We start from the raw sequence: 22,273 nt of genomic DNA on the forward strand, positions 1-22,273 counted from the left end.
TTTACGGCAGCGGCGCCGGCGAAACCTTGCCTATTCCAGCAATCGCGCCCAGCCCTGCATGCCGTCCAGCCGCGCCAGCACCAGTTTCGCGCAGACCAGCAGCGGCACCGCCAGCAGCAGCCCGACGATGCCCCACAGCCAGCCGAACAACATCAGCGCCAGCACCAGCATCAATGGCGAGATCGCCATGCGCCGGCCCAGCACGATCGGCGTGACCAGCTGCCCTTCCAGCGTGTGCAGTGCCAGGTAGGCCAGCGCCGGCAGCGCCACCGCCAGCGGTTCGCGGAACTGGGTCATGCCCACCAGCAGCATCAGCATGATCCCGACCAGGGGGCCGACGTAGGGCGCGAAGTTCAGCAGCATCGCCACCGTGCCCCACAGCAGGGCCTCGGGCACGGCGATGCCCAGCAGCACCAGCACGCCGGCCAGCGCCAGCCCGACCAGCGCGTTGATGATGGTGATGGCCAGCACGTAGCGCGATATCTCGCGTTCCATCGCGCGCAGGATGTCGGTGGTGAAGCGCTTCTGCTGGCGGTTGGGCAGCAGCGCGATCACCTGCCGTTGCAGGTTCTCGCCGTAGATCATGAAGAACAGCGTCAGCAGCACCACCGCCAGAGCCGAGGCGGCCAGCCGCGGGGTGCGCACCAGCGCCTTGTAGGGGTCGTCGAGCTGGGTGCGGATCACCTCCACCTTGCGGTTGCCTTCGCCGCCGGCGGCGCGGGCGAAGCTCTCGGCGGCCTGGTTGGCCTGCTGCATCGGCTTGACGAAGGCCTGCACCTGGCGCGACACCTGCCGCATCTGCTGCGGTGCCTGCTGCACCCATTCGGTGGCCGGGCCGGCCAGCTGCACCGCCAGCGCGCCGGTTGCGGCCAGCCCGCCCAGCACCACCAGCAGCGCGGCGAGGAAGCGCGGCAGGCGCAGCTTCTGCAGCAGGCGGATGATCGGGTTGCCGACCAGCGCGAAGAACATCGCCAGCAGCACCGGCAGGACCACGTCCTGCGCGGCCCACAGGGTGTAGCCCACTGCCAGCGTGGCCAGCACCAGCAGGGCCGTGGACGCGCGCGGGCGCGGTGCCGGCGCGGCCGGTTCGGGAGCGGGTGGAGGCGGAGGCAGATCGGACGGCAGTGCGGGCATGGCGGCACTCCGGAACGGAAAGGATGCGGCCGGCGGCCGCGCGGATCAGGATTCTGACAGTTCGGTGGCGGCCGCGGCCGCCTGCGGCGGATCGCCGGAAACCGGCTCCGGCGCGGCTGACGGTGCCGGGCCTTCGTCGTCCGCGGCGGCATCCCCGGCGGCCAGCCCCGCCGCGGCCGCCAGCCCGGCTTCGTGCAGGGCGGTGATCGACGCCTGCGCCGAGGCCACCAGCCCCGACACCGAGCCGATCATCTGCAACCAGCGCGCGCCGCTGAAGGCACCGCCGGGTTCCAGCTTGCCGGCCAGGAAACCACCGGCGAGTCCGGCGATGACGATGCGCCCGGGCGTCCAGCTGCGGCGCCAGCTCGCATCGAGCGTGTTCCAGTGCCCGGTGGTGTCGTCCATGCGCACCTGCACCACCGCCTCGGCGCGGCGCACGCGGCGCTGCAGGGCATCGAAATTCATGGCGTGCCGTCCCCCGGGAGCTTCACGTCGGCATCGGGATCGTCCTCGGCCGGCTCGTCGAACAGCCCCAGCCGCGACAGCTGCCGCCGCGTGGCGTGCATGCCGGTGTGGTGGAAGAAGTACGACACCCGCCAGATCGCCCAGCCGGTGACGGCCAGGCTGGCCAGCGAGGTGAGCAGCAGCGACACGAACCACGACAGCCCGACGTAGTGCAGGAAGGCGATCATCGTCGCGGCCAGCAGCAACCATGCCGAGGCGCCGAACACGATCGCCACCCCGCTCCACGCCAGCGCGCGGCCGAAGGCGCTGCGGGCCATGGCGAAATCGGCCGAGGCCAGCCGCCGCAGCGAGCGCAGCGTCTGCCGCGCCGACTGCAGCGTCTCGCGGCCGGCGTCGCCGACCTGGCGGATGCTCTCTTCCAGGCCGGGCGCGGGGGCCGGCGCCGGCTCGGTTTCCGGTGGCGGGGCGTTGTCGCTCACGCCCGGGTCAGTCGTTGCTGCGGGCGAGCTTGGCGATGATCCAGCCGGCGGCGAAGGCCACGCCGAACGAGGCCAGCGGGCGCTCGCGGATCAGGTCGGCGGCGCTGTCGACCAGGTCCTTGCCCTTGTCCATCAGCGCGTCCATCTGCTCCTTCGCCGCGGCGCCGGAAAGCTCGGCGGCGGCCAGCCCGGCCAGCGCACTGTCGGACAGCTCGGCCTTCATCTGCGCCTTGCCCAGGCGCAGTTCGTCGCCGGCGGCGCCGGCGGCGCCCTTGACCGCCGAACCGGCGGCGTTGGCGGCGGACTTCAGGTGCCCGCCGGCCTCGCCCAGGTGTTCCTTCATGTTCTCGGTGTTGGTGGGGCTCATCTTGGTCTCCTGAGTTCCGGCAAGGGCGCCGTGTGGGTGACAGCAATAGCAGCAAACGGGTGCAGGATTCGTTACGACCGGGCGCCCGTCAGCGCATCGGCAGCTGGCCCTGGGTGTTGCCGCGCAGGATGCGCAGCACCAGCTGCGGCGGGCGCGGGCTGAAGCTGGCGCGCCAGCTGGCCAGGTCGACGAACTCGCCGCTGGTCGCGGCCAGCACGATGTCGCCGCCGGCCAGGCCCGACTGCGCGGCGCGGCTGCCGCGCGCCACTTCGCTGACCTGCACGCCGCTCAGCCCGGACTGGCGCGCCGATTCGGGCAGGTCGACGAAGGTGGCGCCGGCCAGGCGCGGGTCGAGCGTGTCGCCGGCGATCGCGCGCGGCTGTTCCTTGAGCGTGGCCTCCAACTGCAGCGGCTTGCCGTCGCGGCGCACCTCCAGCTCGACGGTGCGGCCCACCGGCTGCAGGCCCTCGTAGTTGTGCAGCGCCTGCGCGCTGTCCACGCGCTGGCCGTTGATCGCGGTGATGACGTCGCCGGCCTTGAGCCCGGCCGCGGCCGCGCCGGAGCCGGCCAGCACGCGGGTGACCAGCGCGCCGCGCACTTCGTCCAGGCCCAGCCCGCGCGCGATCTGCGCGCTCAGGTTCTGGGTCTCGATGCCCAGCGTGCCGCGCACCACCACGCCGGTGGTGATCAGCTGCTCGACCACGTCGCGGGCGAGGTTGGAGGGAATGGCCAGGCCCAGGCCGATGTTGCCGGCCATGCTGCCCTGCGGGTTGAAGCTGGCGGTGTTGATGCCGACCAGCTGGCCGCTGAGGTTGACCAGCGCGCCGCCGGAGTTGCCGGGGTTGATCGAGGCGTCGGTCTGGATGAAGTTCTGGTAGCCCAGCCCGCGGATGCCGCTGCGGCCCACCGCCGAGACGATGCCGCTGGTCACCGTCTGGCTGAAGCCGAACGGGTTGCCGATGGCGACCACGAAATCGCCCACCCGCAGCTGGTCGCTGTCGCCCAGCGGCAGCGCGGTGAGCTTGTCGGCGGGGATGCGGATCAGCGCGATGTCGGTGTCGCGGTCCGAGCCGAGGAACTCGGCCTTCACCGTACGCCCGTCGGCCAGCGTCACCTGCACGTCGTCGGCGTCCTCGATGACGTGGTGGTTGGTCAGCACGTAACCCTTGGCCGCGTCGATGATCACGCCCGAGCCCAGTGATTCGTTGATCCGTTCCTGCGGCACCTGCGGGAACAGGCGGCGGAAGAACGGGTCGTCGAAGAACGGGTTGCGCACCCGCACCACCTGCTTGGTGTTGACGCTGACCACCGCCGGCATCGCCCGCTCCAGCATCGGCGCCAGCGAGGCCACCGGCTGCCCGGCCACGCTGGCCGGCAATGCGCTGGTGGCCGGCAGCAGGGCGGCGCTGGCGGCTTCGGCGCGGTTGTCCAGGTGGGCGTTGATGGCGGTGGCGGTGAAGCCGCCGAAGGCGGCGGCCAGGGCCAGGGTGAGCAGGGTCGGGAACGGTCGCATGAGTCCGGTGGTTCCAATGCGTGGCGCGGGGGCGCCGGGGTGGGTTGCTGAACGCGAGTGTGGCCGCAGCCGGCTAAATCGACAATGAAACCGGTCGCGCCGGCGCAAACGCAGGGCGGCCAAGCCCTGCGCCGATTGCAAGGGGCGCAGGGCAGATTTTTCGTTTGACATCACTTGGGCCGTGGGTAAGCTTGGCCCGGTCATCAGCCACAAGATGTTGGGTTGGTGTGAAGAATGCCCCCAAGTGGTAGGGTTCCGGCCGGAAGCGTTGGCCAGCTCGTGCAAGCGCTGCGGTGGCAGCTCGCACGCTGCGGATCGCCGCGCGGTTTCGCGCCATCGCCGTTCCGCAGGACCCTGCCGCGCCGGGCCACGGCAACCGCACCGCAAGGTGCACAAGGAGAGTTCCCATCATCATGAGTACGGTGCGTCTGGAAGTGGTCGGCAATCACACCCGTTCGGATCTGGTACCGATGCAGCCTGCCTCGCAGGACATCTGGGACAAGAAGTACCGCCTCAAGACCAAGGCCGGCGAAGCGCTGGATGCCGACATCGATGGCACCTACCAGCGCGTGGCCCGTGCCCTGGCCGACGCCGAGGGCAGCGACGACAAGCGCGCCTACTGGTACGAGCGCTTCGTCTGGGCGCTGCGCCGCGGCGCGATCCCGGCCGGCCGCATCACCTCCAACGCCGGCGCGCAGGAACACAAGCCGGCCACCAGCACCATCAACTGCACCGTGTCGGGCACCATCACCGACTCGATGGACGGCATCCTGGAGAAGGTGCACGAGGCGGGCCTGACCCTGAAGGCCGGCTGCGGCATCGGCTACGAGTTCTCGACGCTGCGCCCGCGCGGCGCATTCGTCGCCGGCGCCGGCGCCTACACCTCTGGGCCGATGTCGTTCATGGATATCTACGACAAGATGTGCTTCACCGTGTCCTCGGCCGGTGGCCGCCGCGGCGCGCAGATGGGCACCTTCGACGTGTCGCACCCGGACGTGAAGGACTTCATCCGCGCCAAGCGCGAGGACGGCCGCCTGCGCCAGTTCAACCTGTCGCTGCTGATCACCGATGGCTTCATGGAGGCGGTGGACAGCGACGCCGACTGGCCGCTGGTGTTCCCGATCAACGTCAAGGAACAGGCCGAGCTGGACCCGGCCAGCGGCGAGGAAGTGGTCTGGCGCGAATGGCCGACCCACGAGAACTACATCGTCCGCGACGACGGCCTGGTGGCCTGCCGGGTGTACGGGCACATCCGCGCCCGCCACCTGTGGGACATGATCATGGTCTCGACCTACGACTACGCCGAGCCGGGCTTCATCCTGATCGACCGCGTCAACGAGATGAACAACAACTGGTGGTGCGAGAACATCCGTGCCACCAACCCCTGCGGCGAGCAGCCGCTGCCGCCGTACGGGGCCTGCCTGTTGGGTTCGGTGAACCTGACCAAGTTCGTGCGCGACCCGTTCACCGACAAGGCCAGCTTCGACTGGGACGAGTACAAGGAAGTGGTGCGCGTGTTCACCCGCATGCTCGACAACGTGGTCGAGGTCAACGGCCTGCCGCTGGAGCAGCAGCGCAACGAGATCATGCGCAAGCGCCGCCACGGCATGGGCTTCCTCGGCCTGGGCAGCACCCTGACCATGCTGCGCATGAAGTACGGCTCGGCCGAATCGTGCGAGTTCACCGAGGCCATCGCCCGCGACATGGCCATCGCCGGCTGGGAAACCGGGCTGGAGCTGGCGCGCGAGAAGGGTCCGGCGCCGATCATGGAGGAGACCTTCGAGGTCACCGCCGCGATGCTGCGCCAGCGCCCGGAAATGCGCGCCGACGGCTGGAAGGTGGGCCAGAAGATCCAGGGCAAGGTGCTGCATGCGCGCTACAGCCGCTACATGCAGCGCATCGCCACGGTGGCGCCGGAACTGGTGGACGAACTGGTCGAGACCGGCTCGCGCTTCACCCACCACAGCTCGATCGCGCCGACCGGCACCATCAGCCTGTCGCTGGCCAACAACGCCTCCAACGGCATCGAGCCCAGCTTCGCCCACCATTACAGCCGCAACGTGATCCGCGAGGGCAAGAAGAGCAAGGAGAAGGTGGACGTGTTCTCCTTCGAGCTGCTGGCCTACCGCGAGCTGGTGAACCCGAAGGCGATGCCGTTCGCGGAAGAACCCGGCGCGCAGCTGCCGGACTACTTCATCGCCGCCGACGACATCTCGCCGAAGGAGCACGTGGACGTGCAGGCCGCCGCGCAGAAGTGGGTGGACAGCTCTATCTCCAAGACCGCCAACGTACCGACCGACTACCCGTACGAGGACTTCAAGGACATCTACCGCTACGCCCACCAGCAGGGCCTGAAGGGCTGCACCACGTTCCGCTTCAACCCGGCCGCCTTCCAGGGCGTGCTGGTCAAGGAGCAGGACCTGGAGAACACCACCTACCGCTTCGAGCTGGAGGACGGCAACGTCGTCGAGGTCAAGGGCAACGAGCAGATCGAGTACGACGGCGAGATGCACACCGCCGCCAACCTGTTCGATGCGCTTAAAGAGGGGTATTACGGCAAGTTCTGAGGAAGGCTCACGGCAAGTTTTGATGAAGGTTCCCGGCACCCCCTAAAGCACCTTCCCCATCGCTCCGCCGGCAAGGCGGGCGATGGGCGCCGTGGCGCCACCACGGCGCGTTCATGCTCCGCGTTCCACGCTTGATCCGCTTCGCAACAGCATCGCCAACGTCACGAACCGATGCCCCCGGAGGGCTTTATGAGCAATGGTAATGGTGTGGCGGCGACCGTCTCCCAGGTTGCCGAGAACGTGAAGGAAACCGCCGTCGACCTGGGCGAGTCGCTCGCCGCCGGCGCCAGCCAGGCCGTCGCGGCGGTCAGGACCGGTGCGAAGAAGGCCGGCGCCAGCGCGAAAAAACAGGCCGGCAAGGTGAAGAAGGCGGTGAAGAAGGCCGAGAAGGTCGTCGCGAAAAAGGCTGCCACCGCCAGGAAGGCGGTCAAGAAGCAGGTGTCCTCGGTGCGCCAGAAGCTGGAGGCGGCCAAGGCCAGCGCCAAGGCCGAAGCCGCCGGTCTGAAGAAGAAGGGCGCCGGCAAGCGCGCCGCCGCGAAGAAGGCCGTGGCCGGTGCCGAAAAGAAGGCCGCCAGGAAGGTGGCCTCGGCGAAGAAGACGGTGAAGGCCGCCGAAAAGAAAGTCGCCAAGGCCGTTGCCAAGAAGGCCACCGCGGCGAAGAAAACGGTGAAGAAGGCCGCGAAGAAGGTCACCAAGAAAGCCGCCGTTGCTAGGAAGGCGGTGAAGAAGGTCGAGAAAAAAGTGGCGAAGAAGGCCACCGCGGCGAAGAAGACCGCCACCCGGAAGGCCGCCACCACGAAGAAAGCGGTGAAGAAAGCCGTCCGCAAGTAACAACACGCCGCATCGCGTCCCCCGCCCGGCAGGGCGGGGACGCTGCAACCCGCATCGCAACGCATGACCAGGACACGCAACATGGCCGTCAAGATCGACAAGAAAATCAAGGGTTATTCCGTCATCACCGCGGACGGGAAGGGCAAGGAAGCGGCGGCCAAGGCCCCGGTCGTGGCGGCCGCCCCGGATGCCGCGGCGGAAAGCAACATCGTGCACATGCACGAGCGCATCGAGCGCCCGGACGTGCTGGTCGGCAGCACCTACAAGATCAAGTCGCCGCTGGTGGAGCACGCCTTCTACGTGACCATCAACGACATCGTGCTCAACGCCGGCACCGAGCACGAGCTGCGCCGCCCGTTCGAGATCTTCATCAACTCCAAGTCGATGGAGCACTTCCAGTGGATCGTGGCGCTGACCCGCATCATGTCCGCGGTGTTCCGCAAGGGTGGCGACGTCACCTTCATCGTCGACGAGATGAAGGCCGTGTTCGACCCCAAGGGCGGCTACTTCAAGGCCGGCGGCGTCTACATGCCGTCGCTGGTGGCCGAACTGGGCTCCATCGTCGAGGACCACATGAAGTCCATCGGCCTGCTGCACGACCCGGAGATGAGCGCCCACCAGCGCGCGCTGATCGCCGAGAAGCGCAAGCAGTTCGAGGACCGTTCAAAAAAAAACGGTGACGCCGTAGCTGCCGCCCCCGCCAAGCGCGAGGAGGACGTGGAGGTCACCGGCGAAGGCACCAGCTTCCCGCCCAGCGCCAGCATGTGCCACAAGTGCAGCACCAAGGCGCTGGTGATCCTGGATGGGTGCCAGACCTGCTTGAATTGCGGGTACAGCAAGTGCGGGTGATGGGCTGACTGCCTGTCTGTGAAAGCGCGGGGCCAGGTGCTTGAACAGCCCTGGCCCATTTCCGTTGCGGAGAGTTTCGTCCTTCCGGGCGCGTCGTGATGGTTGGCGCTGCTGCGGACGGTGGAAGCGGGAAGGGCCCAGATGTCCTTCGCCAGGATACCCAGCTCAGGGCAGCACGTAGAGTGTCTGCGCGGGATAGTCGGCCACCATGCGCAGGCGTGAAAACGCCGAGCCGCCGATGGCACCCTCGACCGGGGCGTCGGTCATCGACGACATGTATTCGGTGAAGCTCCTGTCCGGGCGCATGGCAAACCATGCCGGTCCCGCATCCGCGCCGGCAATACGTACGTTCGGCACCTGGATCATCGGCATGGCGCCATCGCCTTTCAGCGCCACCGGCCAATCCGGGTGCGCATCGCGCCACTTGCGGTATTGGCGGGCGGTGATGAAGCTGCCCGCCACGCGGGCGCCTTCCCTCCTGCCCAGCGCTCTTGCGCCATCCGGACCCAGCCGCAGTTCGGCACCGGTGTCGAACAACAGGTCGAGCTGCTCGCCATCGATCTCGACCTGGACGCGTGGCCAGTACATGTCGTGGTTCGGCAGCATGGTCAGTGGCGTGCTGCGGGCGTTGGCGGGCGCCTGCCAACCTTCTAGGATGCTGAGCGATCTGGAGGGATAGTCGAATTCCCATACCCGTCCGGCGAACCAGCGACTGCCAAGAAATCCCTCGTCTAGCATGGGACCTTCGCCAAAGCCTTCCTCCGGCACAACCGCCAGCCGGCCCTCCAGGAACCTGTCGTGTTCGGCGGCGGGAAGGTCGGCGTCGCCGGCGAACGTGGGCCACTGCACGGTCCTGATCGGGGGGTGCCCTTGTTCCACTACGTCGGCACCGGCAGCCAGGCCCAGCCGCAGGGCGGCGTCTTCGCGGATCATGTTCAAGCCGCCGCCACTGTCGGTGTAAAAAAGCACGGTGGTGCCATCGGCGGACCGGGGTGCGACGAAGATGCGCTGGTGCTCGAATCGGGTCGGTAGCCGCGTGCGCGCAGGCGCTTCCCGCGATTCGCCGCTCCGGGCCGCGACGACGACGCTGGTGGGAGCAATGGTGAGAAGCATGGCGGCGGCGACAGTGGTACAGCGTGACGGCAGCTTCATGCGAAGGCACATCCTCTGTCTTTGTTGGATGCCCGATCGTGGCAAACCCCGATGCACCCGTCCACGGACGAAGGTCATGGGAAGTGGCGCGGATCAGGCCGGTGCCAGCGGTCCTTGCAACGGGCGGTCACAAGAGGGTGTCGAGCCGCATGCCGGTCCGCCGGGGCCACGTGCTGCATGGAAGACGGGGATTGGAATCGATTTTTCGCACGGTTCCCTTCCCGGGGATTCCCGTGCGACGAAAGAGGGAATGACTTTGGACCTGCTTGATCCGTTTGCCGCGTCGATGGAGGCTGTCAGGCAATCGAGGTGATGCAATGCAGGTGAGGTTGCCATGACGACGAATGGATCCGGATGGCGCGTGCTGGCTGCCTTTTTGTTGGCGCTGCCGCTGGCAGCGGAAGCGCAGGACACGTGCCCTGACCGTTCCGGCTATGCCCCGGCGCGCGAAATCATTGCCGACCTCGGGCATATCGTCTCGCCCGACGGCGTGCAGGAGGCGTACGCAGCGAAGGTCGGCGGCATCGAGCAGTGGGTGAACGTGCGCGGACAGGACCGCGGCAACCCGCTGCTGCTGTTCGTCCACGGCGGGCCGGCCTCGCCGGTGATTCCCACGCTGTGGCAGTTCCAGCGGCCGCTGGAGGAATACTTCACCGTGGTCAATTACGACCAGCGCGGCGCCGGGAAGACGCTGCTGCTCAACCCGCAGGCGGAAGTGGCCGGCACGCTGCACATCCAGCGCTACGTGGACGATGCCATCGAGCTGGCCGACCAGCTGCGCCAGCGTTACCACAAGCGCAAGCTGGTGCTGGTCGGCCACAGCTGGGGCACGGTGGTGGCGATGCAGGCGGCGTTGCAGCGACCGGACCTGTTCCACGCCTACGTCGGCATCGGCCAGGTGATCGACGTGCGCACCAACGAGCAGGTCAGTTTCGATTACGGCCTGCGCACCGCGCGCGAGCACGGCAACGCCGAGGCGGTGCGCGAGATGGAATCCATCGCGCCGTATCCCGGCGACCGGCCGATCACCCGCGAGCGCATCGTCATCGCCCGCAAGTGGCCGCAGCACTACGGCGGGCTCAGCGCCTACCGCAGCGAGTCCAACTATTTCTTCCGCGGGCCGCGGCTGTCGCCGGACTACGACGACGCCGCGCGCTGCGCGATCGACGCCGGCAGCGTGTTCACGCTGGGGCGGTTGCTGGACGAGTTCCTGCAGGTGGACTACAGCGGCGTGAAGGAATTTCCCGTGCCGGTGGTGATGTTCATGGGCCGCCACGACTACACCACGCCCTCGGCGCCGACCGCCGCCTGGCTGGCGCAGGTGCGCGCGCCGTACAAGCAGGGCGTCTGGTTCGAGCACTCCGCGCACATGATGCCGTGGGAGGAACCGGGCAAGACCCTGGTCAGCCTGCTGGAGCATGTGCGGCCGCTGGCCGTGGAGGGGGAGGCGGGCGACAGGTGATCGCGGCGGTGCGACTTGCCGCGGCCGGTCTGGATTATGATCGGCGTGGTTTCGACAACGAGGGAAGTCGCATGGCACCGCCAAGACACTATGGATGGATGTTGGGAATGGCCACGGCAGTGGTGTTGGCGGCATGCAGCGCCCCGAGCGAACCACCGGCAACCGCGGCACCGCCGGCCGCTCCGGAAACGCCTGCGGAGGTTGCCGAACCGGTGCCGGAGACGGCGGTGGTGCATGCGCCGGCCACCGTGCCGCGTGCCTGCATGATCGCCGGCGAATTCCACCTGCTCGGGCAGGTCATCCGCTCGCGCGATTGCATGCAGCTGGCCGGCGGTTCCACCGAGGCGGAGCTGCAACGCGCATGCGAGGGACTGGCGCAGGTGTCGGCGCAGATGGGCGGCAAGGCCGGCGAGATCACCTACATGCAGGGTTGCCCGTCGCCGTCGCAGGGCAGTTGCAGGGGGATTTTCGGCAAGAGCTTCGATGGCTACTACTACGAGCGCTCGGCCGACGACCTGGCCGATCTGCCGGCCAGCTGCGCACAGGGTGGCGGTACCTGGGTGGCGGATTGAAGCCTTGCCGGTGGCGCGGCTTGCATGCCGGCCGCCGGCACCTCAGATTGGCGGCATCGTCGCCGCCCGTGGGGCACCTGCATGCGTGGTCTTGATTTCAGTTCGTGGCAGGCCGTGCTCACCACCCTGCTGGGGTTGGCGATCGTCACCCTGATCGGCGTGGGTATCCGCCTGGTGGTGATGCAGACCCTGCAGCAGCGGCGCGAGCGCGAGAACCGGCAGATCAACGAGCGCCTGCGCACGCTGATCGCCGCCTACAAGACGCTGGGCGGTTCGTTCACCGGCGACCTCGGCGTGAACCCGAAGCACCTGCGCGAGCTGCGCGCGCAGGGCGAGGCGCAGGACGATGCCGGCTCGGAGCGGGCGCGGCGCATCCGCGACGCGGTGGGGGTGGCGTTGTCGGACATCCTGCTGCTCGGTACCGACGAACAGGTGCAGCTGGCGGCGCAGGCGGCCGCCGAGCTGGCGCAGGGGCGCCCGGTGCATACCGACGCGCTGGTGGTGTCGCTGCGCGATTTCATCCGCCACGCGCTGGACCTGGCGCCGATTCCGCGCGATCTGCCGATCCCGCCGCAGGGGCCGACGCGACCGGCGTCGGGGGCGGCCGGCAAGGGCCGCAAGGACGAGGCCGGCGGGGGCGGCGGGGGCGGCAAGGGCGGCGGAGGGGGCGGTGGCATGGGCGCGATGGGAGGCATGGGCGCTGGCATGGCGCTGGGCACCCGCGGCGACGAGGACGGCCACGGCGCCTGAAGCCACTGACCCATCTCGCGGCATTTGGCCATCGCGTGGTCAAGGAGGATCAAGCGGGGGCGATCCGGCTCTTGCGGAACGGCCCCGGCCGGCTTCGGTACGTATCGCCAGCAGAGGATCACCTTCGATGAAGCGTTGCAAGTGATCCACCAGCGCGCGCACCCGCGCCGGCAGGTAGCGCTGCTGCGACCAGACGGCAAACACTGGGCGACGGCGTGGCGTCCAGCCTTCGAGCACGCTGGTCAGCCTGCCGTGGGCGATGGCGTCGCGGGTGAGCGTGGTCGGGCACAGCAATACGCCGAGACCGTCCTCGGCGGCGCTTACTGCCAGGCGCATCTCGTCGGCTCGCAGGCGCGGCACGGGGTGCAGGGTGGTTGCCTCGTTGCTGGCCGGATCACGCAATGACCAGTCCTGCAACGGCGTGGCGACGATCGTGTCGTGTCCGGCCAGTTCGTTTGCATGCGCCGGTATGCCGCGTCGGGCGAGGTAGGTGGGCGAAGCCACTAGATGCACGCCGATTTCGCCGAGCCGCTTGTGGGTCAGCAGCGAATCGGCCTGTTCACCGACACGGATGGCGAGGTCCGCGCCGCTGCCGATCAGGTCCTGCGTGGTATTGCTCAGCTGGAACTCCAAGCTTACCTCGGAGTATGCGCGCAGAAAGCCGGTCCATGCCGGCGTCAACGGTCCGCTGGCCAGGTTCACGGGCGCCAGCACGCGGATATGGCCGGCGACCCGGCGCAGATTGGCATCCAGTGATTGAGTGGCTTGGCTGAGCGCATGAACCAGGGGCCGGCATTGCTCGTAGTACTGCTGGCCCTCGGCCGTCGGTTGCAGACGCCGCGCACTGCGGTGCAGCAGACGGCAACCGAGATCGTGCTCCAGTGCCTGCAGGCGCCGGGTCACGGTGGCGGCAGGCAGGCCGAGGTGGTCGGCGGCGGCGGCAAGGCTGCCAGCTTCGACTATGGTGACGAACAGGGCGAGTGCATCAAACATGGTTGATTGGTAATTGCGCTTTTCGCAATTTCAAATTGATGAATTTAGTCTATTTCTGATTAGTGGCGATATCTAGACTTCGTGGCGCCCCAACCCAATACGGAGTTTCTCCATGTCCAACCAACGTCTTCGCTTCGTTTTCGCCGCCTTGATGTCGTTGTGGATGTCGCTGTTGATGACCGCCTTCGTGGTCTGGCTTAACCTCGGGTTCGACGCTGCCTATCTGCGGCATTGGCGGCATGCCTTTCTCGCCGCCTGGCCGGCGGCGTTCACCATCGTGTTGCTGTTCGGGCCGACGGTGCAGCGACTCAGCCAGCGGCTCGCTTCGTGGTTGCCGGCCCCGGTGCAGCGGGGCTGATGCGTGTCATGGCTTGCTTCGCTTGGAGGGTTTTCCTGCGATGTCCTGCATGTCCCACGGCGCGTTCTGCCAGCGCGCCAGGATGAATTCCATGAACATCGTCAGCCGCCGCGGCAGAGGCTCCCGGCGTGCCCTCACCAGGCTGATGTTCGAGGGTATGGCCTCCCACCCGGGCAAAACCCGCACCAGTGTTCCTGCATGCAAGGCGTCGTGGATGTCCCAGGTTTCGCGCAGCGAAATGCCAAGTCCGGCAAGGCACCAAGCTCGCAGGGCATCGCCATTGTCGCTCTGCAGCGAACCGCGAATCTGGACGCTGGCCTTGTGCCGGCCGTTGTGCAGCACCCAGGTGTCGTGCAGTAGGCCCGGGTAGGTGAACACCAGGCATTCGTATCGCGCGAGGTCATCCGGCGCGTTCGGTGTGCCATGCGCGTGCAGATAATCCGGGGAGGCCACCAGCACGCGGCGGTTTGGCGCCAACCGCCGTGCGACCAGCCGCGAGTCTGCCAATTCGCCGATGCGGATGGCCAGGTCCAGGTTGCCGCCGTGCAGGTCCTGTACCTGATCGGACAGGCGCAACTCGAAGTCGACCTGTGGATGCAGTTGGCGAAAATCCCGGATGGCCGCGGTCACGTACTTGTGGCCGAATGGCGCGGGTGCGGTCAGGCGAATGACGCCTCGAAGACCCTGGTGGCCATCACGGGCCAGTTCTTCCATCTCATCCAGCGCAACCAACGCCGCACGTGCCCGTTCGGCCAGCATGCGCCCCTCGTCGGTAAGGCGCAGATTACGGGTGTTGCGCTCGAACAGAATCACGCCAAGTGCCTGCTCGATGCGGGCGATCTGCTTGCTCACGGTCTTGGGCGACAGATGCAGCATGCGTGCCGCCGCGGAAAAGCTGCCGGCGGCAATCACCTGCACGAACACGTTCAGATCATCGAGATTGCGCAATTTCATTCGGGATGAATTGGAGAAAGTGTTTTTCCATTTTGATCAATTCATTCCCTGCATCAAGCCTTGCAGAATGACGTCTCCCGATGCGGCCCATGATGCCGCCGATCCCGAGGAACCCTCCATGCCACGACGTATTCTTTTCATTCTCACCAGCCACGACCGCAAGGGCCCGGCAGGTAGCGATACTGCGCCCAGCGGCTTCTATCTTTCCGAGGTCAGCCATCCGTATCAGGTGCTGGTCGATGCCGGCTACGTGATTGACTTCGCCAGCCCGCGAGGTGGCAGGACGCACGTGGACGGGTTGGATCTGGTTGATCCGGTCAATGCCGCCTTTCGCCAAAGTTCGGCATGGCCGCTTGCGACCGAGAGCACGCTGGCCCCGGCGCAGGTCGATCCGGATGCCTATGCCGCGATCTTCTATGCCGGTGGTCACGCCACAATGTGGGATCTTCCGGAGAGCACCGAACTGGCCGCCATCGCCGCGCGCATCTACGAGAATGGTGGCGTGGTGGCAGCGGTATGCCACGGCCCGGCCGGCCTGGTCAATGTGAAGCTGTCCGACGGCCGCTATCTGGTGGAGGGAAGGAATGTCGCCGCCTTCACCAACGCGGAGGAGCGCGCGGTGGGCCTGTACGACAGCGTGCCGTTCCTGCTTGCCGATATGCTCGAGGTGCGTGGCGCACGCCATTTGCCGGTGGACGATTTCCAGCCCCACGTTGTCGTCAGCGAACGCCTGGTCACGGGGCAGAATCCGGCCTCGTCGGCTGGCGTGGCCCGGGCCATGATGCGTATGCTGGATACGGCAAGCGCGGCTCGTGACGGTATGGCAGCCAGCGGAAAGGTGCCCGATGGAAGCGTGCTTGCCCACGTATCGAAGGCTGGAGAAGCCGGAGCCCACCGGGCCTTGCCGAAATGATGCAGGCTTGTCTGCCTTGAAATCCGGCCCTTCCAGCAAGCCAGTCTGAGAGCAGGGCTTGTTCCTGCATCCTGATCGGCAGCCACTGGTGGCTGCCGACCACCACGAACCCAATCGCAGGAATCCCATGACGCCTCGAACCTTCTCCCTGCCTCGTCGACGTTTCAACACCGCCATGTTGCTGCTTCCATTGGGGGCGGGTCTCACGAGCATGGCGGGGGCCGCGGCGAAGGCGTTGTCCGCTTCTTCCACACCAGGGTTGAATGGGGAAGATGTACCCACGACCTGGGACCTGACCGATCTGTTCTCCACCGATTCCGCATGGAACGAGGAAGCCGAGGCACTGAAGGAACTCATCCCTTCACTGGCATCGGGTCACGCTGGCTTGGACAATGCCGCCACATTGCTCGCGACGTTGAACCGGCATGACGCCATCACGTTGCGGATCATGCGGCTGCAGGTCTATGCGGTACTCAAGTCGAGCGAGGATATCCGCGTCGCAGACGATGCGCAGCGCGCAAGCCATTCCTATGCACTGGCTGCACAGCTGAAAGAGGGCATGGCATGGCGGGATCGGGCCATCCTTGATCTCGGCAGGCAGCGGGTGCTGGCGATGATCGCCGAAGACGGCGGGCTGGAAGTTTACCGTTATCCACTGATGTCGATTTTCCGACGGGCCTCCCATATGCTCGATGCAAAGGGCGAAGCGATGCTGGCTTCCGCACAGGCGGTTCTCGCGGCGCCACAGCGAACGCGCCAGACGCTGCTTTCGTCCGACATCGAATTTCCGGAAATCGAGCTCCCCAAGGGTAAGTTGAGACTCGATCTCGAGGGCTACGGCACGGCCATGAACACGGCCGCGCGTGCCGATCGCGCCCGTGCCTACGACCTGTTCGCCACCACGCTGCATCGTTACGAGCGTACGCTCGGTGACATCCTCGGTGCCAAAGTCAGTGGCAATGCCTTCCTTTCAAAGGCACGCGGATACCCGAGTTCGCTTGCCGCCAGCCTGGACGCCACGAACACCCCGCGTACCGTTTACGACACGCTGCTGCACGAGGTCAAGGCGCGCATACCGCTGCATCATCGCTATCTGGAGGTCAAGCGCCAGCTGCTCGGTGTCGATCGCCTAGCACTCTGGGACATGAATGCGCCGGCGACATCGCTGGATCGCGAATGGTCGCTTGCGCAGGCACGCGATACCACCTTGCGCGCGATAGCCCCGCTCGGGCCGGAGTATGCCGGGGAGTTCGCGGCCAACACCCTGAAGCGCTGGGCCGATACCCTGCCACGCAAGGGCAAGCGGGAAGGCGGCTTCGTCGTGGGCCAAGCCTATGCGCATCCTTACGTATTGCTCAACTATCGCGGCAACTTCGACAGCCTTTCGACCTACGCGCACGAATGGGGGCATGCCATGCACAGCTGGCTCGCCCGGGCACAGCCACATCCATTGTTTGATTTTCCGACGTTCATCGCCGAGGTCCCGTCCAAACTCAACGAGTTGCTCCTGCTGGAACATCTCTCCGCCAATGCCGATACCCGGCAGGAGAAGCTGTTCTATCTCGACCGTCTCTGCGAGCAGTACCGTGGCACGCTCTTCATCCAGTCACTGTTCGCCGATTTCGAGCTGGCGATCAACACTGCCGCGGACGAAGGCGCACCACCCTCCGGACCGCAGATGAGCGAGATTTACGGAAAGTTGCTGGCGGAATACTACGGTCCGGAAATCCAGATGCATCGCTATAGCAACGTGATGTGGGCGAGGGTGCTGCATTTCTTCCTGGATTTCTACGTATTCCAGTACGCCACCTGCCTGACTGCGGCCACTGCCATGCTTGACGCCATACATCGGGATGGCGAGCCCGCTCGCCAGCGTTATCTCGGCATGCTGCGTGCGGGCAATTCGGATGATGCATACAAGCTCATTGCCGGGGCCGGTATCGACCTGGCCACGCCGGAGCCCTACCGGCGCGCGCTGGATCGGTTCGAGCGTGCCGTGGTGGAGCTTGAATCGTTGGCATGACGGCAAAGTGGGGCGCCGGCATGGCGCTGGGCACCCGCGGCGACGAGGACGGTCACGGCGGCTGAATCCGGGGCCGCGGCCATTCATCGTGGCCGCAGTCACATCCACGGGCGCATGCGATTGCGCCGCCGCGGGGCTTGGCGCAATCTCCGGGTTCCTTTTCCCGCGGTGATTGCCATGCAAGACAACATCATCCAGATCATGCCCGCCCCCGGCTGGGTTGCCGTGTTCGACGAGGGCGGCGAGGAAGCCGCGCAGGCGGTGGTGTGCTTCGCGCTGGTGGAGAGTGCGATGAAGCGCGAGGTGCGGGCGATGGTCGCCGAGGGCGCGCAGATCGGTTTCGCCGATGCGCTGCCCAATTTCGTGCGCGTGGAGGAGCTGGACGCGTTCGAGGAGGACGACGAGGACGAAGAGCAGGACGAGGAAGAGGAAGAAGACGAGGAGTGATCCCCGCTTCCTTTCCTGTTCCCGGTTCCCCGGCAGGCCGCAGCGCCGGCCTGCCGCGCTGATGCAGCGGCCTGCGGGCGTGGAGCAACGCATGTTCGATGAAGCCTTCGCCTGCAAGCGCTGGGCGATGCGGCGCACTCTGGAGGCGGTACGCGCGGTGGATGCGCAGGCGTTTCCCGCCGGCGTCGCGTTCATGCGGCAACAGTTGAACCACATCGCGATCGTGGAAGAGCTGTTCCGCTCGCGCCTGCTCGGCGAGCCCGCGCCGCATGCGGCTACCAATACCGCCGAGGTGCCGGCACTCGAGGAGCTGGCCGCGCGCCTTGAGGCCTCGGACCGGTGGTATGCCGGCCATCTGGCCGGGCTGGCCCCGGCGCAATGGGATGAAGCGCTGCGGTTCCGCTTCGCCGATGGCCGTGATGGCCGCATGACGCGGCGGGAAATCCTGTTCCACGTCCTCAACCATTCCAGCTACCACCGCGGCGCCATCGGCCACGCGCTGGACCAGGCGCAGGTGCCGCATCCGGCCGATACCTACAGCGTGTTCCTCCATGAAACGCAGCCCGGGCGGCGCGACGGGCGGCTGCCGGACTGAAGCAGCGCCGGATGCGGGCGTGCGGGCGAAGCGGTAAGGTACGCGCCCGCATGCCGCCGTACCGGTGGCACGAAATACCCGCAATGTTGACCGACCCATTCGACAGGGAACACCTCTGGCACCCCTACAGCGCGCTCGACGGCCCGGTGCCGGTGCTGAAGGTGACGCGTGCCGAGGGCGTGCTGCTGGAACTGGCCGACGGCACCCGGCTGATCGACGGCATGGCCTCGTGGTGGTGTGCCATCCACGGTTACAACCATCCGGCATTGAACCAGGCCGCCATCGACCAGCTTGGGCGCATGGCGCACGTGATGTTCGGCGGGCTCACCCACGAGCCGGCCATCGCCCTGGGCAAGCAGTTGCTGGCCATCGTGCCGCAGCCGCTGGACGCGATCTTCTATGCCGACTCCGGCTCGGTGGCGGTGGAGGTGGCGCTGAAGATGGCCATCCAGTACCAGCATGCGCGCGGCCTGCCGGGCAAGTGCAACATCGCCACCACGCGCTCGGGCTACCACGGCGACACCTGGAACGCGATGTCGGTATGCGACCCGGTCACCGGCATGCACGGCCTGTTCGGTGCCGCGCTGCCGACGCGGCGCTTCGTGCCGGCGCCGGCCACGCCGTTCGGCGGGCAGTGGGACGCGGCCGACATCGTGCCGCTCGAACGATTGTTCGCCGAGCATGCCGGTGAACTGGCGGCCTTCATCATCGAACCGGTGGTGCAGGGTGCCGGCGGCATGCGCTTCTACCACCCGCAGTACCTGCGCGAACTGGCGCGGCTGTGCCGCGAGCACGAGGTGCTGCTGGTCTGCGACGAGATCGCCACCGGCTTCGGCCGCAGCGGGCGGCTGTTCGCCTGCGAGCATGCCGGCATCACCCCGGACATCCTGTGCATCGGCAAGGCGCTGACCGGCGGCTACATGACGCTGGCCGCGACGATCACCCGCCGCGAGATCGCCGAGGTGATCGCCAGCGGCGAGCCGGGCGTGTTCATGCACGGCCCCACCTTCATGGCCAACCCGCTGGCCTGCGCGGTGGCGCTGGCGTCCACCCGGTTGCTGCTGGCGGGGGACTGGCAGGGCAACGTGCAGCGCATCGAGCGCGGTCTGCGCGAGCGGCTGGCGCCGGCGCGCGCGTTGCCGCAGGTGCGCGACGTGCGCGTGCTCGGCGCGATCGGCGTGATCGAACTGACCGCGCCGCTGCGGCTGGAGCGCATCCAGCGGCGCATGCTGGAACAGGGCATCTGGATCCGCCCGTTCGGGCGGCTGGTCTACGTGATGCCGCCCTACGTGATCGACGACGGACAACTGCAACGCCTGTGCGACGGCATGGTCGCGCTGGTGGCGGGCCTGCACGCGGAGGACATGCGGCAATGAAGGGACAGGTGGTTTTCGTCAGCGGCATCGACACCGAGATCGGCAAGACCGTGGTGACCGGCTGGCTGGCGCGGCAATGGCGCGAGGCAGGCGTGGACGTCATCACCCAGAAGCTGGTGCAGACCGGCTGCGTCGGCGCGTCGGACGACATCCTGCTGCACCGGCGGATCATGGGCTGCGGCCTGTTCGACGAGGACCGCGACGGCCACACCATGCCGGCGCTGTACGCCTACCCGGCCTCGCCGCACCTGGCCGCGCGGCTGGAGGGGCGCAGCCTCGACCTGGAGGCCATCGACCGCGCCACCGCCCACCTGTGCGAGCGTTACGAGACGGTGTTGGTGGAAGGCGCAGGCGGGCTGATGGTGCCGCTGACCGAACAGCTGCTGACCATCGACTATGTGGCCCGGCGTGGCTGGCCGCTGCTGCTGGTCACCTCCGGCCGGCTGGGCAGCATCAACCACACGCTGCTGTCGCTGGAGGCCATCGCCGCGCGCGGCATCGCGCTGCACGGCATCGCCTGGAACGGCCGCGACGACGGCAACGACGAGGTGATCGCCGCCGAGAGCCGCGGCTTTATCCGCGACTGGATGCAGGCGCGCTTCCCGCAGGCGCGTTGGTACGACGTGCCGGTGCTGGCGCTGGAATAGGGGCTTGAAAAGCCGGCCATGCGCCCTCACGTCGGATGGATCGAACAAAGACGAAAGAGGGGGCTCATGGAAGCCGTCACGACTGGAATGGTCCAGTGCATGAAGTGCAACACGGTGTACCAGCCGGCGATCAAGGTACTGGAGAGCGTCTGCCCGATGTGCCTGTCGATCAAGACCGCGCCGGTGCCGGCCGAACCATCGGACAAGGCACCGGCCGCGCTGCACTGAACCGCACCGACAACGTTGGAACATGCAGGCCAGGTCGTCGACCTGGCCTTTTCATTGGTTCTTCACCGCGATTGCGGGGAAGAGCAGGCCTGCAGGCCATGGATACCCCGCTCCTCGTAGGTGCCGGGCTTGCCCGGCACGGGGCCTTGCCGGTAGAGCCTCAATGCGGGGCGAGCCCCGCATCTACGTGGATGCGCCTGCGCCGCCCGGGGCGTGGCAGGCATGCGGCCATGCGCGGTGCCTGATCCCTGGGCTTGGGTGAAACCTTTTCATTACGCGCTCGCGATGCGGCTCACTCGCCCTGGTACTGCTTTTCCTCGACCAGCGCCGAGCCGGCGACGCGGTTGATCTCGTTCTTCACCGCCACGCGCTCGCCATTGGTGCCGTAGACGCCGCGGGCGAGGGCGATGAAGCCGTCGCCGAAGTCCTGCGCGGTTTCCTTCGCGCGCAGCTGGTCCTGGATGTCCCACATGCGCTCGTTGATCGCCCTGAGCCGCTGCTTGAGCGCGGCCAACTCCGGGCGCGTGGCCTGCTGCTGCAGCCACAGCGGCCACAGGCCGTCCAGCTCGGTGCGCACGTTGCCGAGCTTGGCGGTGTCGGCGATGCGCTCGGCCTTGATTTCGAGGATGGTGATCTTGTCGATCAGCTCGCCGATCGATACCGGGGTGAGGATGGTCTGCTGCACGTCGCGCTTGCCGAAATGATGACGGGCGCCATGATAGCGCCCGCCGCGACGGCCCCGGCGACGCGGAAAGTTGCCGGTGATCCGGTGCTGGCGATGGCCGGCCGGCGCCACGCACAATGCCGGCTTCCGCCACGAGGAGCCGACGATGCCGATATGCCGCACCCTGCGCCTGTTGCTTGCCCTGTCGTCGTGCATGGGCCTTGCCGGTGCCGCCATCGCCGCCGATGTCTCGCGGCTGCAGGGCGCATGGCGTTTGCAGGCCGGTGAGTTCATCGACGGCGACGGCGCCGTGGTCGATTACGCCAGCCGCAAACTGGCCGGCACCAAGGTGCTGGCCGACGGCCATTTCGCCTTCACCACCACCAGCGACGGCGCCTTCTGGGCGGGCGGCTCGGGTACCTACGACGGCGATGCGGCGCGCTACGTGGAGACGCCGCTGATGGCGTCCTACCCGCTGGAAAACGGTGGCAGCTATGAATTCCGCTACACGCTGGAAGGCGATACGTGGACGCTGGAGCGCTGGCAGGACGGGCGCCGCGTCGAGCGCGAAGTCTGGCAGCGCATGCCGTAGGTCGGGTTGTTGCCTTGCCGGCCGGCGGGTAGATGCGGGGCTTGCCCCGCATTCACGATCCACCGTAGGTGCCAGGCTTGCCCGGCACGGGGCTTCACCGGGAAGGCTTCATGCGGGGCAAGCCCCGCATCTACGGGGTTTGCTGCGCCGGGAAACCGGCTTCGTCCAGTGCCCGGGTGAAACGCTCGGCCGGCTGCGCCGACGTGATGCGGACGTGCTTGGCGGGCAGGTCGATCTCGACCGTGGCGTCGGCGTCCACGTCCTTGATCGTCGCGGTGACGCTGCGCGCGCAGCCGCCGCAGGTCATGTTCTCGATGTGCAGTTGCATGGGGGTTCTCCGGA

Annotated in this window: 25 protein-coding genes; 15 read left to right on the top strand and 10 right to left on the bottom strand. The window is 67.3% G+C overall.

Features of this window, described 5'->3' with window-relative positions; genetic code table 11:
• Nucleotides 1-30: 30 nt before the first annotated feature.
• The 5 genes from MIC98_RS03725 to MIC98_RS03745 all read right to left on the bottom strand — a co-directional run bounded on the left by MIC98_RS03725 (nucleotide 31) and on the right by MIC98_RS03745 (nucleotide 3,958).
• Nucleotides 31-1,134, bottom strand: coding sequence for an AI-2E family transporter (locus MIC98_RS03725; protein ID WP_239735695.1), 1,104 nt, complete (start codon nucleotides 1,132-1,134; stop codon nucleotides 31-33).
• Between the two features lie 45 nt (nucleotides 1,135-1,179).
• Entirely contained in the window at nucleotides 1,180-1,599 is a 420-nt protein-coding gene (locus tag MIC98_RS03730) for a hypothetical protein (protein ID WP_057641950.1), read from the bottom strand.
• A complete protein-coding gene (locus tag MIC98_RS03735) occupies nucleotides 1,596-2,078 on the bottom strand; it encodes a phage holin family protein (RefSeq protein WP_239735698.1) in 483 nt (160 codons plus the stop codon). Before MIC98_RS03735 ends, MIC98_RS03730 begins: the two co-directional genes overlap by 4 nt.
• Before the next feature lie 7 nt (nucleotides 2,079-2,085).
• A complete protein-coding gene (locus tag MIC98_RS03740; protein WP_057641948.1) occupies nucleotides 2,086-2,445 on the bottom strand; it encodes a hypothetical protein in 360 nt (119 codons plus the stop codon).
• A gap of 88 nt (nucleotides 2,446-2,533) precedes the next feature.
• The gene (locus MIC98_RS03745; RefSeq protein ID WP_239735701.1) at nucleotides 2,534-3,958 is read right to left on the bottom strand and encodes a Do family serine endopeptidase; all 1,425 of its coding nucleotides are present in this window, start codon (nucleotides 3,956-3,958) and stop codon (nucleotides 2,534-2,536) included.
• Nucleotides 3,959-4,371: 413 nt separating this feature from the next.
• Here MIC98_RS03745 and MIC98_RS03750 point away from each other — a divergent pair, with 413 nt between their 5' ends.
• The 3 genes from MIC98_RS03750 to MIC98_RS03760 all read left to right on the top strand — a co-directional run bounded on the left by MIC98_RS03750 (nucleotide 4,372) and on the right by MIC98_RS03760 (nucleotide 8,205).
• Nucleotides 4,372-6,525 carry an adenosylcobalamin-dependent ribonucleoside-diphosphate reductase gene (locus MIC98_RS03750; RefSeq protein ID WP_239735704.1) on the top strand — a complete coding sequence of 718 codons (2,154 nt, stop codon included), beginning with the start codon at nucleotides 4,372-4,374 and terminating at the stop codon, nucleotides 6,523-6,525.
• A gap of 189 nt (nucleotides 6,526-6,714) precedes the next feature.
• Nucleotides 6,715-7,356 (top strand): hypothetical protein, encoded by a 642-nt coding sequence (locus tag MIC98_RS03755; RefSeq protein WP_057641945.1) that lies wholly within the window; start codon nucleotides 6,715-6,717, stop codon nucleotides 7,354-7,356.
• A gap of 81 nt (nucleotides 7,357-7,437) precedes the next feature.
• Complete coding sequence (locus tag MIC98_RS03760) at nucleotides 7,438-8,205, top strand: NrdJb (RefSeq protein ID WP_057641944.1); 768 nt, start codon at nucleotides 7,438-7,440, stop codon at nucleotides 8,203-8,205.
• A gap of 165 nt (nucleotides 8,206-8,370) precedes the next feature.
• Here the strand turns inward: MIC98_RS03760 and MIC98_RS03765 are convergent, their stop codons facing one another.
• Complete coding sequence (locus MIC98_RS03765; protein ID WP_057641943.1) at nucleotides 8,371-9,357, bottom strand: hypothetical protein; 987 nt, start codon at nucleotides 9,355-9,357, stop codon at nucleotides 8,371-8,373.
• 361 nt (nucleotides 9,358-9,718) lie between these two features.
• Between MIC98_RS03765 and MIC98_RS03770 the strand changes: the two genes are divergently transcribed.
• The 3 genes from MIC98_RS03770 (at nucleotide 9,719) to MIC98_RS03780 (ending at nucleotide 12,141) form a co-directional block, all read left to right on the top strand.
• On the top strand, nucleotides 9,719-10,819 hold the full coding sequence (locus MIC98_RS03770; protein ID WP_239735716.1) for an alpha/beta hydrolase: 1,101 nt from the start codon (nucleotides 9,719-9,721) through the stop codon (nucleotides 10,817-10,819).
• 107 nt (nucleotides 10,820-10,926) lie between these two features.
• On the top strand, nucleotides 10,927-11,391 hold the full coding sequence (locus MIC98_RS03775) for a hypothetical protein (protein WP_239735719.1): 465 nt from the start codon (nucleotides 10,927-10,929) through the stop codon (nucleotides 11,389-11,391).
• 81 nt (nucleotides 11,392-11,472) lie between these two features.
• Nucleotides 11,473-12,141 carry a hypothetical protein gene (locus tag MIC98_RS03780; protein ID WP_239735721.1) on the top strand — a complete coding sequence of 223 codons (669 nt, stop codon included), beginning with the start codon at nucleotides 11,473-11,475 and terminating at the stop codon, nucleotides 12,139-12,141.
• Nucleotides 12,142-12,180: 39 nt separating this feature from the next.
• On the opposite strand, the gene MIC98_RS03785 is transcribed toward MIC98_RS03780, so the two are convergent.
• On the bottom strand, nucleotides 12,181-13,134 hold the full coding sequence (locus MIC98_RS03785; RefSeq protein WP_239735724.1) for a LysR family transcriptional regulator: 954 nt from the start codon (nucleotides 13,132-13,134) through the stop codon (nucleotides 12,181-12,183).
• Between the two features lie 112 nt (nucleotides 13,135-13,246).
• Between MIC98_RS03785 and MIC98_RS03790 the strand changes: the two genes are divergently transcribed.
• Complete coding sequence (locus MIC98_RS03790) at nucleotides 13,247-13,492, top strand: DUF2798 domain-containing protein (protein ID WP_239735726.1); 246 nt, start codon at nucleotides 13,247-13,249, stop codon at nucleotides 13,490-13,492.
• Nucleotides 13,493-13,498: 6 nt separating this feature from the next.
• Here MIC98_RS03790 and MIC98_RS03795 read toward each other — a convergent pair whose 3' ends face one another.
• Entirely contained in the window at nucleotides 13,499-14,446 is a 948-nt protein-coding gene (locus tag MIC98_RS03795) for a LysR family transcriptional regulator (RefSeq protein ID WP_239735737.1), read from the bottom strand.
• Here MIC98_RS03795 and MIC98_RS03800 point away from each other — a divergent pair.
• From MIC98_RS03800 to MIC98_RS17020, 7 genes are all read left to right on the top strand, one after another.
• Nucleotides 14,433-15,359: a type 1 glutamine amidotransferase domain-containing protein gene (locus tag MIC98_RS03800; RefSeq protein WP_239735739.1), complete on the top strand. Its 927-nt coding sequence runs from the start codon at nucleotides 14,433-14,435 to the stop codon at nucleotides 15,357-15,359. The genes MIC98_RS03795 and MIC98_RS03800 overlap by 14 nt on opposite strands.
• A gap of 127 nt (nucleotides 15,360-15,486) precedes the next feature.
• A complete protein-coding gene (locus MIC98_RS03805; protein WP_239735742.1) occupies nucleotides 15,487-17,382 on the top strand; it encodes a M3 family oligoendopeptidase in 1,896 nt (631 codons plus the stop codon).
• 177 nt (nucleotides 17,383-17,559) lie between these two features.
• On the top strand, nucleotides 17,560-17,829 hold the full coding sequence (locus MIC98_RS03810; protein ID WP_239735744.1) for a hypothetical protein: 270 nt from the start codon (nucleotides 17,560-17,562) through the stop codon (nucleotides 17,827-17,829).
• 91 nt (nucleotides 17,830-17,920) lie between these two features.
• Entirely contained in the window at nucleotides 17,921-18,424 is a 504-nt protein-coding gene (locus tag MIC98_RS03815; RefSeq protein ID WP_239735745.1) for a DinB family protein, read from the top strand.
• A gap of 83 nt (nucleotides 18,425-18,507) precedes the next feature.
• Nucleotides 18,508-19,800, top strand: a complete 1,293-nt coding sequence (bioA, locus tag MIC98_RS03820; RefSeq protein ID WP_239735747.1) for an adenosylmethionine--8-amino-7-oxononanoate transaminase — start codon at nucleotides 18,508-18,510, stop codon at nucleotides 19,798-19,800.
• Nucleotides 19,797-20,447: a dethiobiotin synthase gene (gene bioD / locus MIC98_RS03825; RefSeq protein WP_057642057.1), complete on the top strand. Its 651-nt coding sequence runs from the start codon at nucleotides 19,797-19,799 to the stop codon at nucleotides 20,445-20,447. Before bioA ends, bioD begins: the two co-directional genes overlap by 4 nt.
• Nucleotides 20,448-20,546: 99 nt before the next feature.
• On the top strand, nucleotides 20,547-20,675 hold the full coding sequence (locus tag MIC98_RS17020; protein WP_275584472.1) for a hypothetical protein: 129 nt from the start codon (nucleotides 20,547-20,549) through the stop codon (nucleotides 20,673-20,675).
• Nucleotides 20,676-20,967: 292 nt separating this feature from the next.
• Here MIC98_RS17020 and MIC98_RS03830 read toward each other — a convergent pair whose 3' ends face one another.
• Nucleotides 20,968-21,360 carry a DUF6165 family protein gene (locus MIC98_RS03830; RefSeq protein ID WP_239735750.1) on the bottom strand — a complete coding sequence of 131 codons (393 nt, stop codon included), beginning with the start codon at nucleotides 21,358-21,360 and terminating at the stop codon, nucleotides 20,968-20,970.
• Between the two features lie 145 nt (nucleotides 21,361-21,505).
• Here MIC98_RS03830 and MIC98_RS03835 point away from each other — a divergent pair, with 145 nt between their 5' ends.
• A complete protein-coding gene (locus MIC98_RS03835; protein ID WP_239735752.1) occupies nucleotides 21,506-21,931 on the top strand; it encodes a hypothetical protein in 426 nt (141 codons plus the stop codon).
• Between the two features lie 130 nt (nucleotides 21,932-22,061).
• Here MIC98_RS03835 and MIC98_RS03840 read toward each other — a convergent pair whose 3' ends face one another.
• On the bottom strand, nucleotides 22,062-22,259 hold the full coding sequence (locus MIC98_RS03840) for a heavy-metal-associated domain-containing protein (protein WP_239735754.1): 198 nt from the start codon (nucleotides 22,257-22,259) through the stop codon (nucleotides 22,062-22,064).
• Between the last annotated feature and the right edge of the window lie 14 nt (nucleotides 22,260-22,273).

This window comes from Stenotrophomonas sp. NLF4-10 (assembly GCF_022359915.1).
GTDB classification, from domain to species: domain Bacteria; phylum Pseudomonadota; class Gammaproteobacteria; order Xanthomonadales; family Xanthomonadaceae; genus Stenotrophomonas; species Stenotrophomonas daejeonensis.

What these genes read in the sequence shown, in the direction of transcription:
- MIC98_RS03835 (WP_239735752.1), top strand. Translation starts at nt 21,506, where the DNA reads ATGCCGATATGCCGCACCCTGCGCCTGTTGCTTGCCCTGTCGTCGTGC.
- MIC98_RS03805 (WP_239735742.1), top strand. Translation starts at nt 15,487, where the DNA reads ATGACGCCTCGAACCTTCTCCCTGCCTCGTCGACGTTTCAACACCGCC.
- MIC98_RS03725 (WP_239735695.1), bottom strand. Translation starts at nt 1,134, where the DNA reads ATGCCCGCACTGCCGTCCGATCTGCCTCCGCCTCCACCCGCTCCCGAA.
- MIC98_RS17020 (WP_275584472.1), top strand. Translation starts at nt 20,547, where the DNA reads ATGAAGTGCAACACGGTGTACCAGCCGGCGATCAAGGTACTGGAGAGC.
- MIC98_RS03780 (WP_239735721.1), top strand. Translation starts at nt 11,473, where the DNA reads ATGCGTGGTCTTGATTTCAGTTCGTGGCAGGCCGTGCTCACCACCCTG.
- MIC98_RS03785 (WP_239735724.1), bottom strand. Translation starts at nt 13,134, where the DNA reads ATGTTTGATGCACTCGCCCTGTTCGTCACCATAGTCGAAGCTGGCAGC.
- bioD (WP_057642057.1), top strand. Translation starts at nt 19,797, where the DNA reads ATGAAGGGACAGGTGGTTTTCGTCAGCGGCATCGACACCGAGATCGGC.
- MIC98_RS03790 (WP_239735726.1), top strand. Translation starts at nt 13,247, where the DNA reads ATGTCCAACCAACGTCTTCGCTTCGTTTTCGCCGCCTTGATGTCGTTG.
- MIC98_RS03755 (WP_057641945.1), top strand. Translation starts at nt 6,715, where the DNA reads ATGAGCAATGGTAATGGTGTGGCGGCGACCGTCTCCCAGGTTGCCGAG.
- MIC98_RS03740 (WP_057641948.1), bottom strand. Translation starts at nt 2,445, where the DNA reads ATGAGCCCCACCAACACCGAGAACATGAAGGAACACCTGGGCGAGGCC.
- MIC98_RS03760 (WP_057641944.1), top strand. Translation starts at nt 7,438, where the DNA reads ATGGCCGTCAAGATCGACAAGAAAATCAAGGGTTATTCCGTCATCACC.
- MIC98_RS03730 (WP_057641950.1), bottom strand. Translation starts at nt 1,599, where the DNA reads ATGAATTTCGATGCCCTGCAGCGCCGCGTGCGCCGCGCCGAGGCGGTG.
- MIC98_RS03840 (WP_239735754.1), bottom strand. Translation starts at nt 22,259, where the DNA reads ATGCAACTGCACATCGAGAACATGACCTGCGGCGGCTGCGCGCGCAGC.
- MIC98_RS03775 (WP_239735719.1), top strand. Translation starts at nt 10,927, where the DNA reads ATGGCCACGGCAGTGGTGTTGGCGGCATGCAGCGCCCCGAGCGAACCA.
- MIC98_RS03795 (WP_239735737.1), bottom strand. Translation starts at nt 14,446, where the DNA reads ATGAAATTGCGCAATCTCGATGATCTGAACGTGTTCGTGCAGGTGATT.
- MIC98_RS03750 (WP_239735704.1), top strand. Translation starts at nt 4,372, where the DNA reads ATGAGTACGGTGCGTCTGGAAGTGGTCGGCAATCACACCCGTTCGGAT.
- MIC98_RS03810 (WP_239735744.1), top strand. Translation starts at nt 17,560, where the DNA reads ATGCAAGACAACATCATCCAGATCATGCCCGCCCCCGGCTGGGTTGCC.
- MIC98_RS03815 (WP_239735745.1), top strand. Translation starts at nt 17,921, where the DNA reads ATGTTCGATGAAGCCTTCGCCTGCAAGCGCTGGGCGATGCGGCGCACT.
- bioA (WP_239735747.1), top strand. Translation starts at nt 18,508, where the DNA reads ATGTTGACCGACCCATTCGACAGGGAACACCTCTGGCACCCCTACAGC.
- MIC98_RS03745 (WP_239735701.1), bottom strand. Translation starts at nt 3,958, where the DNA reads ATGCGACCGTTCCCGACCCTGCTCACCCTGGCCCTGGCCGCCGCCTTC.
- MIC98_RS03765 (WP_057641943.1), bottom strand. Translation starts at nt 9,357, where the DNA reads ATGAAGCTGCCGTCACGCTGTACCACTGTCGCCGCCGCCATGCTTCTC.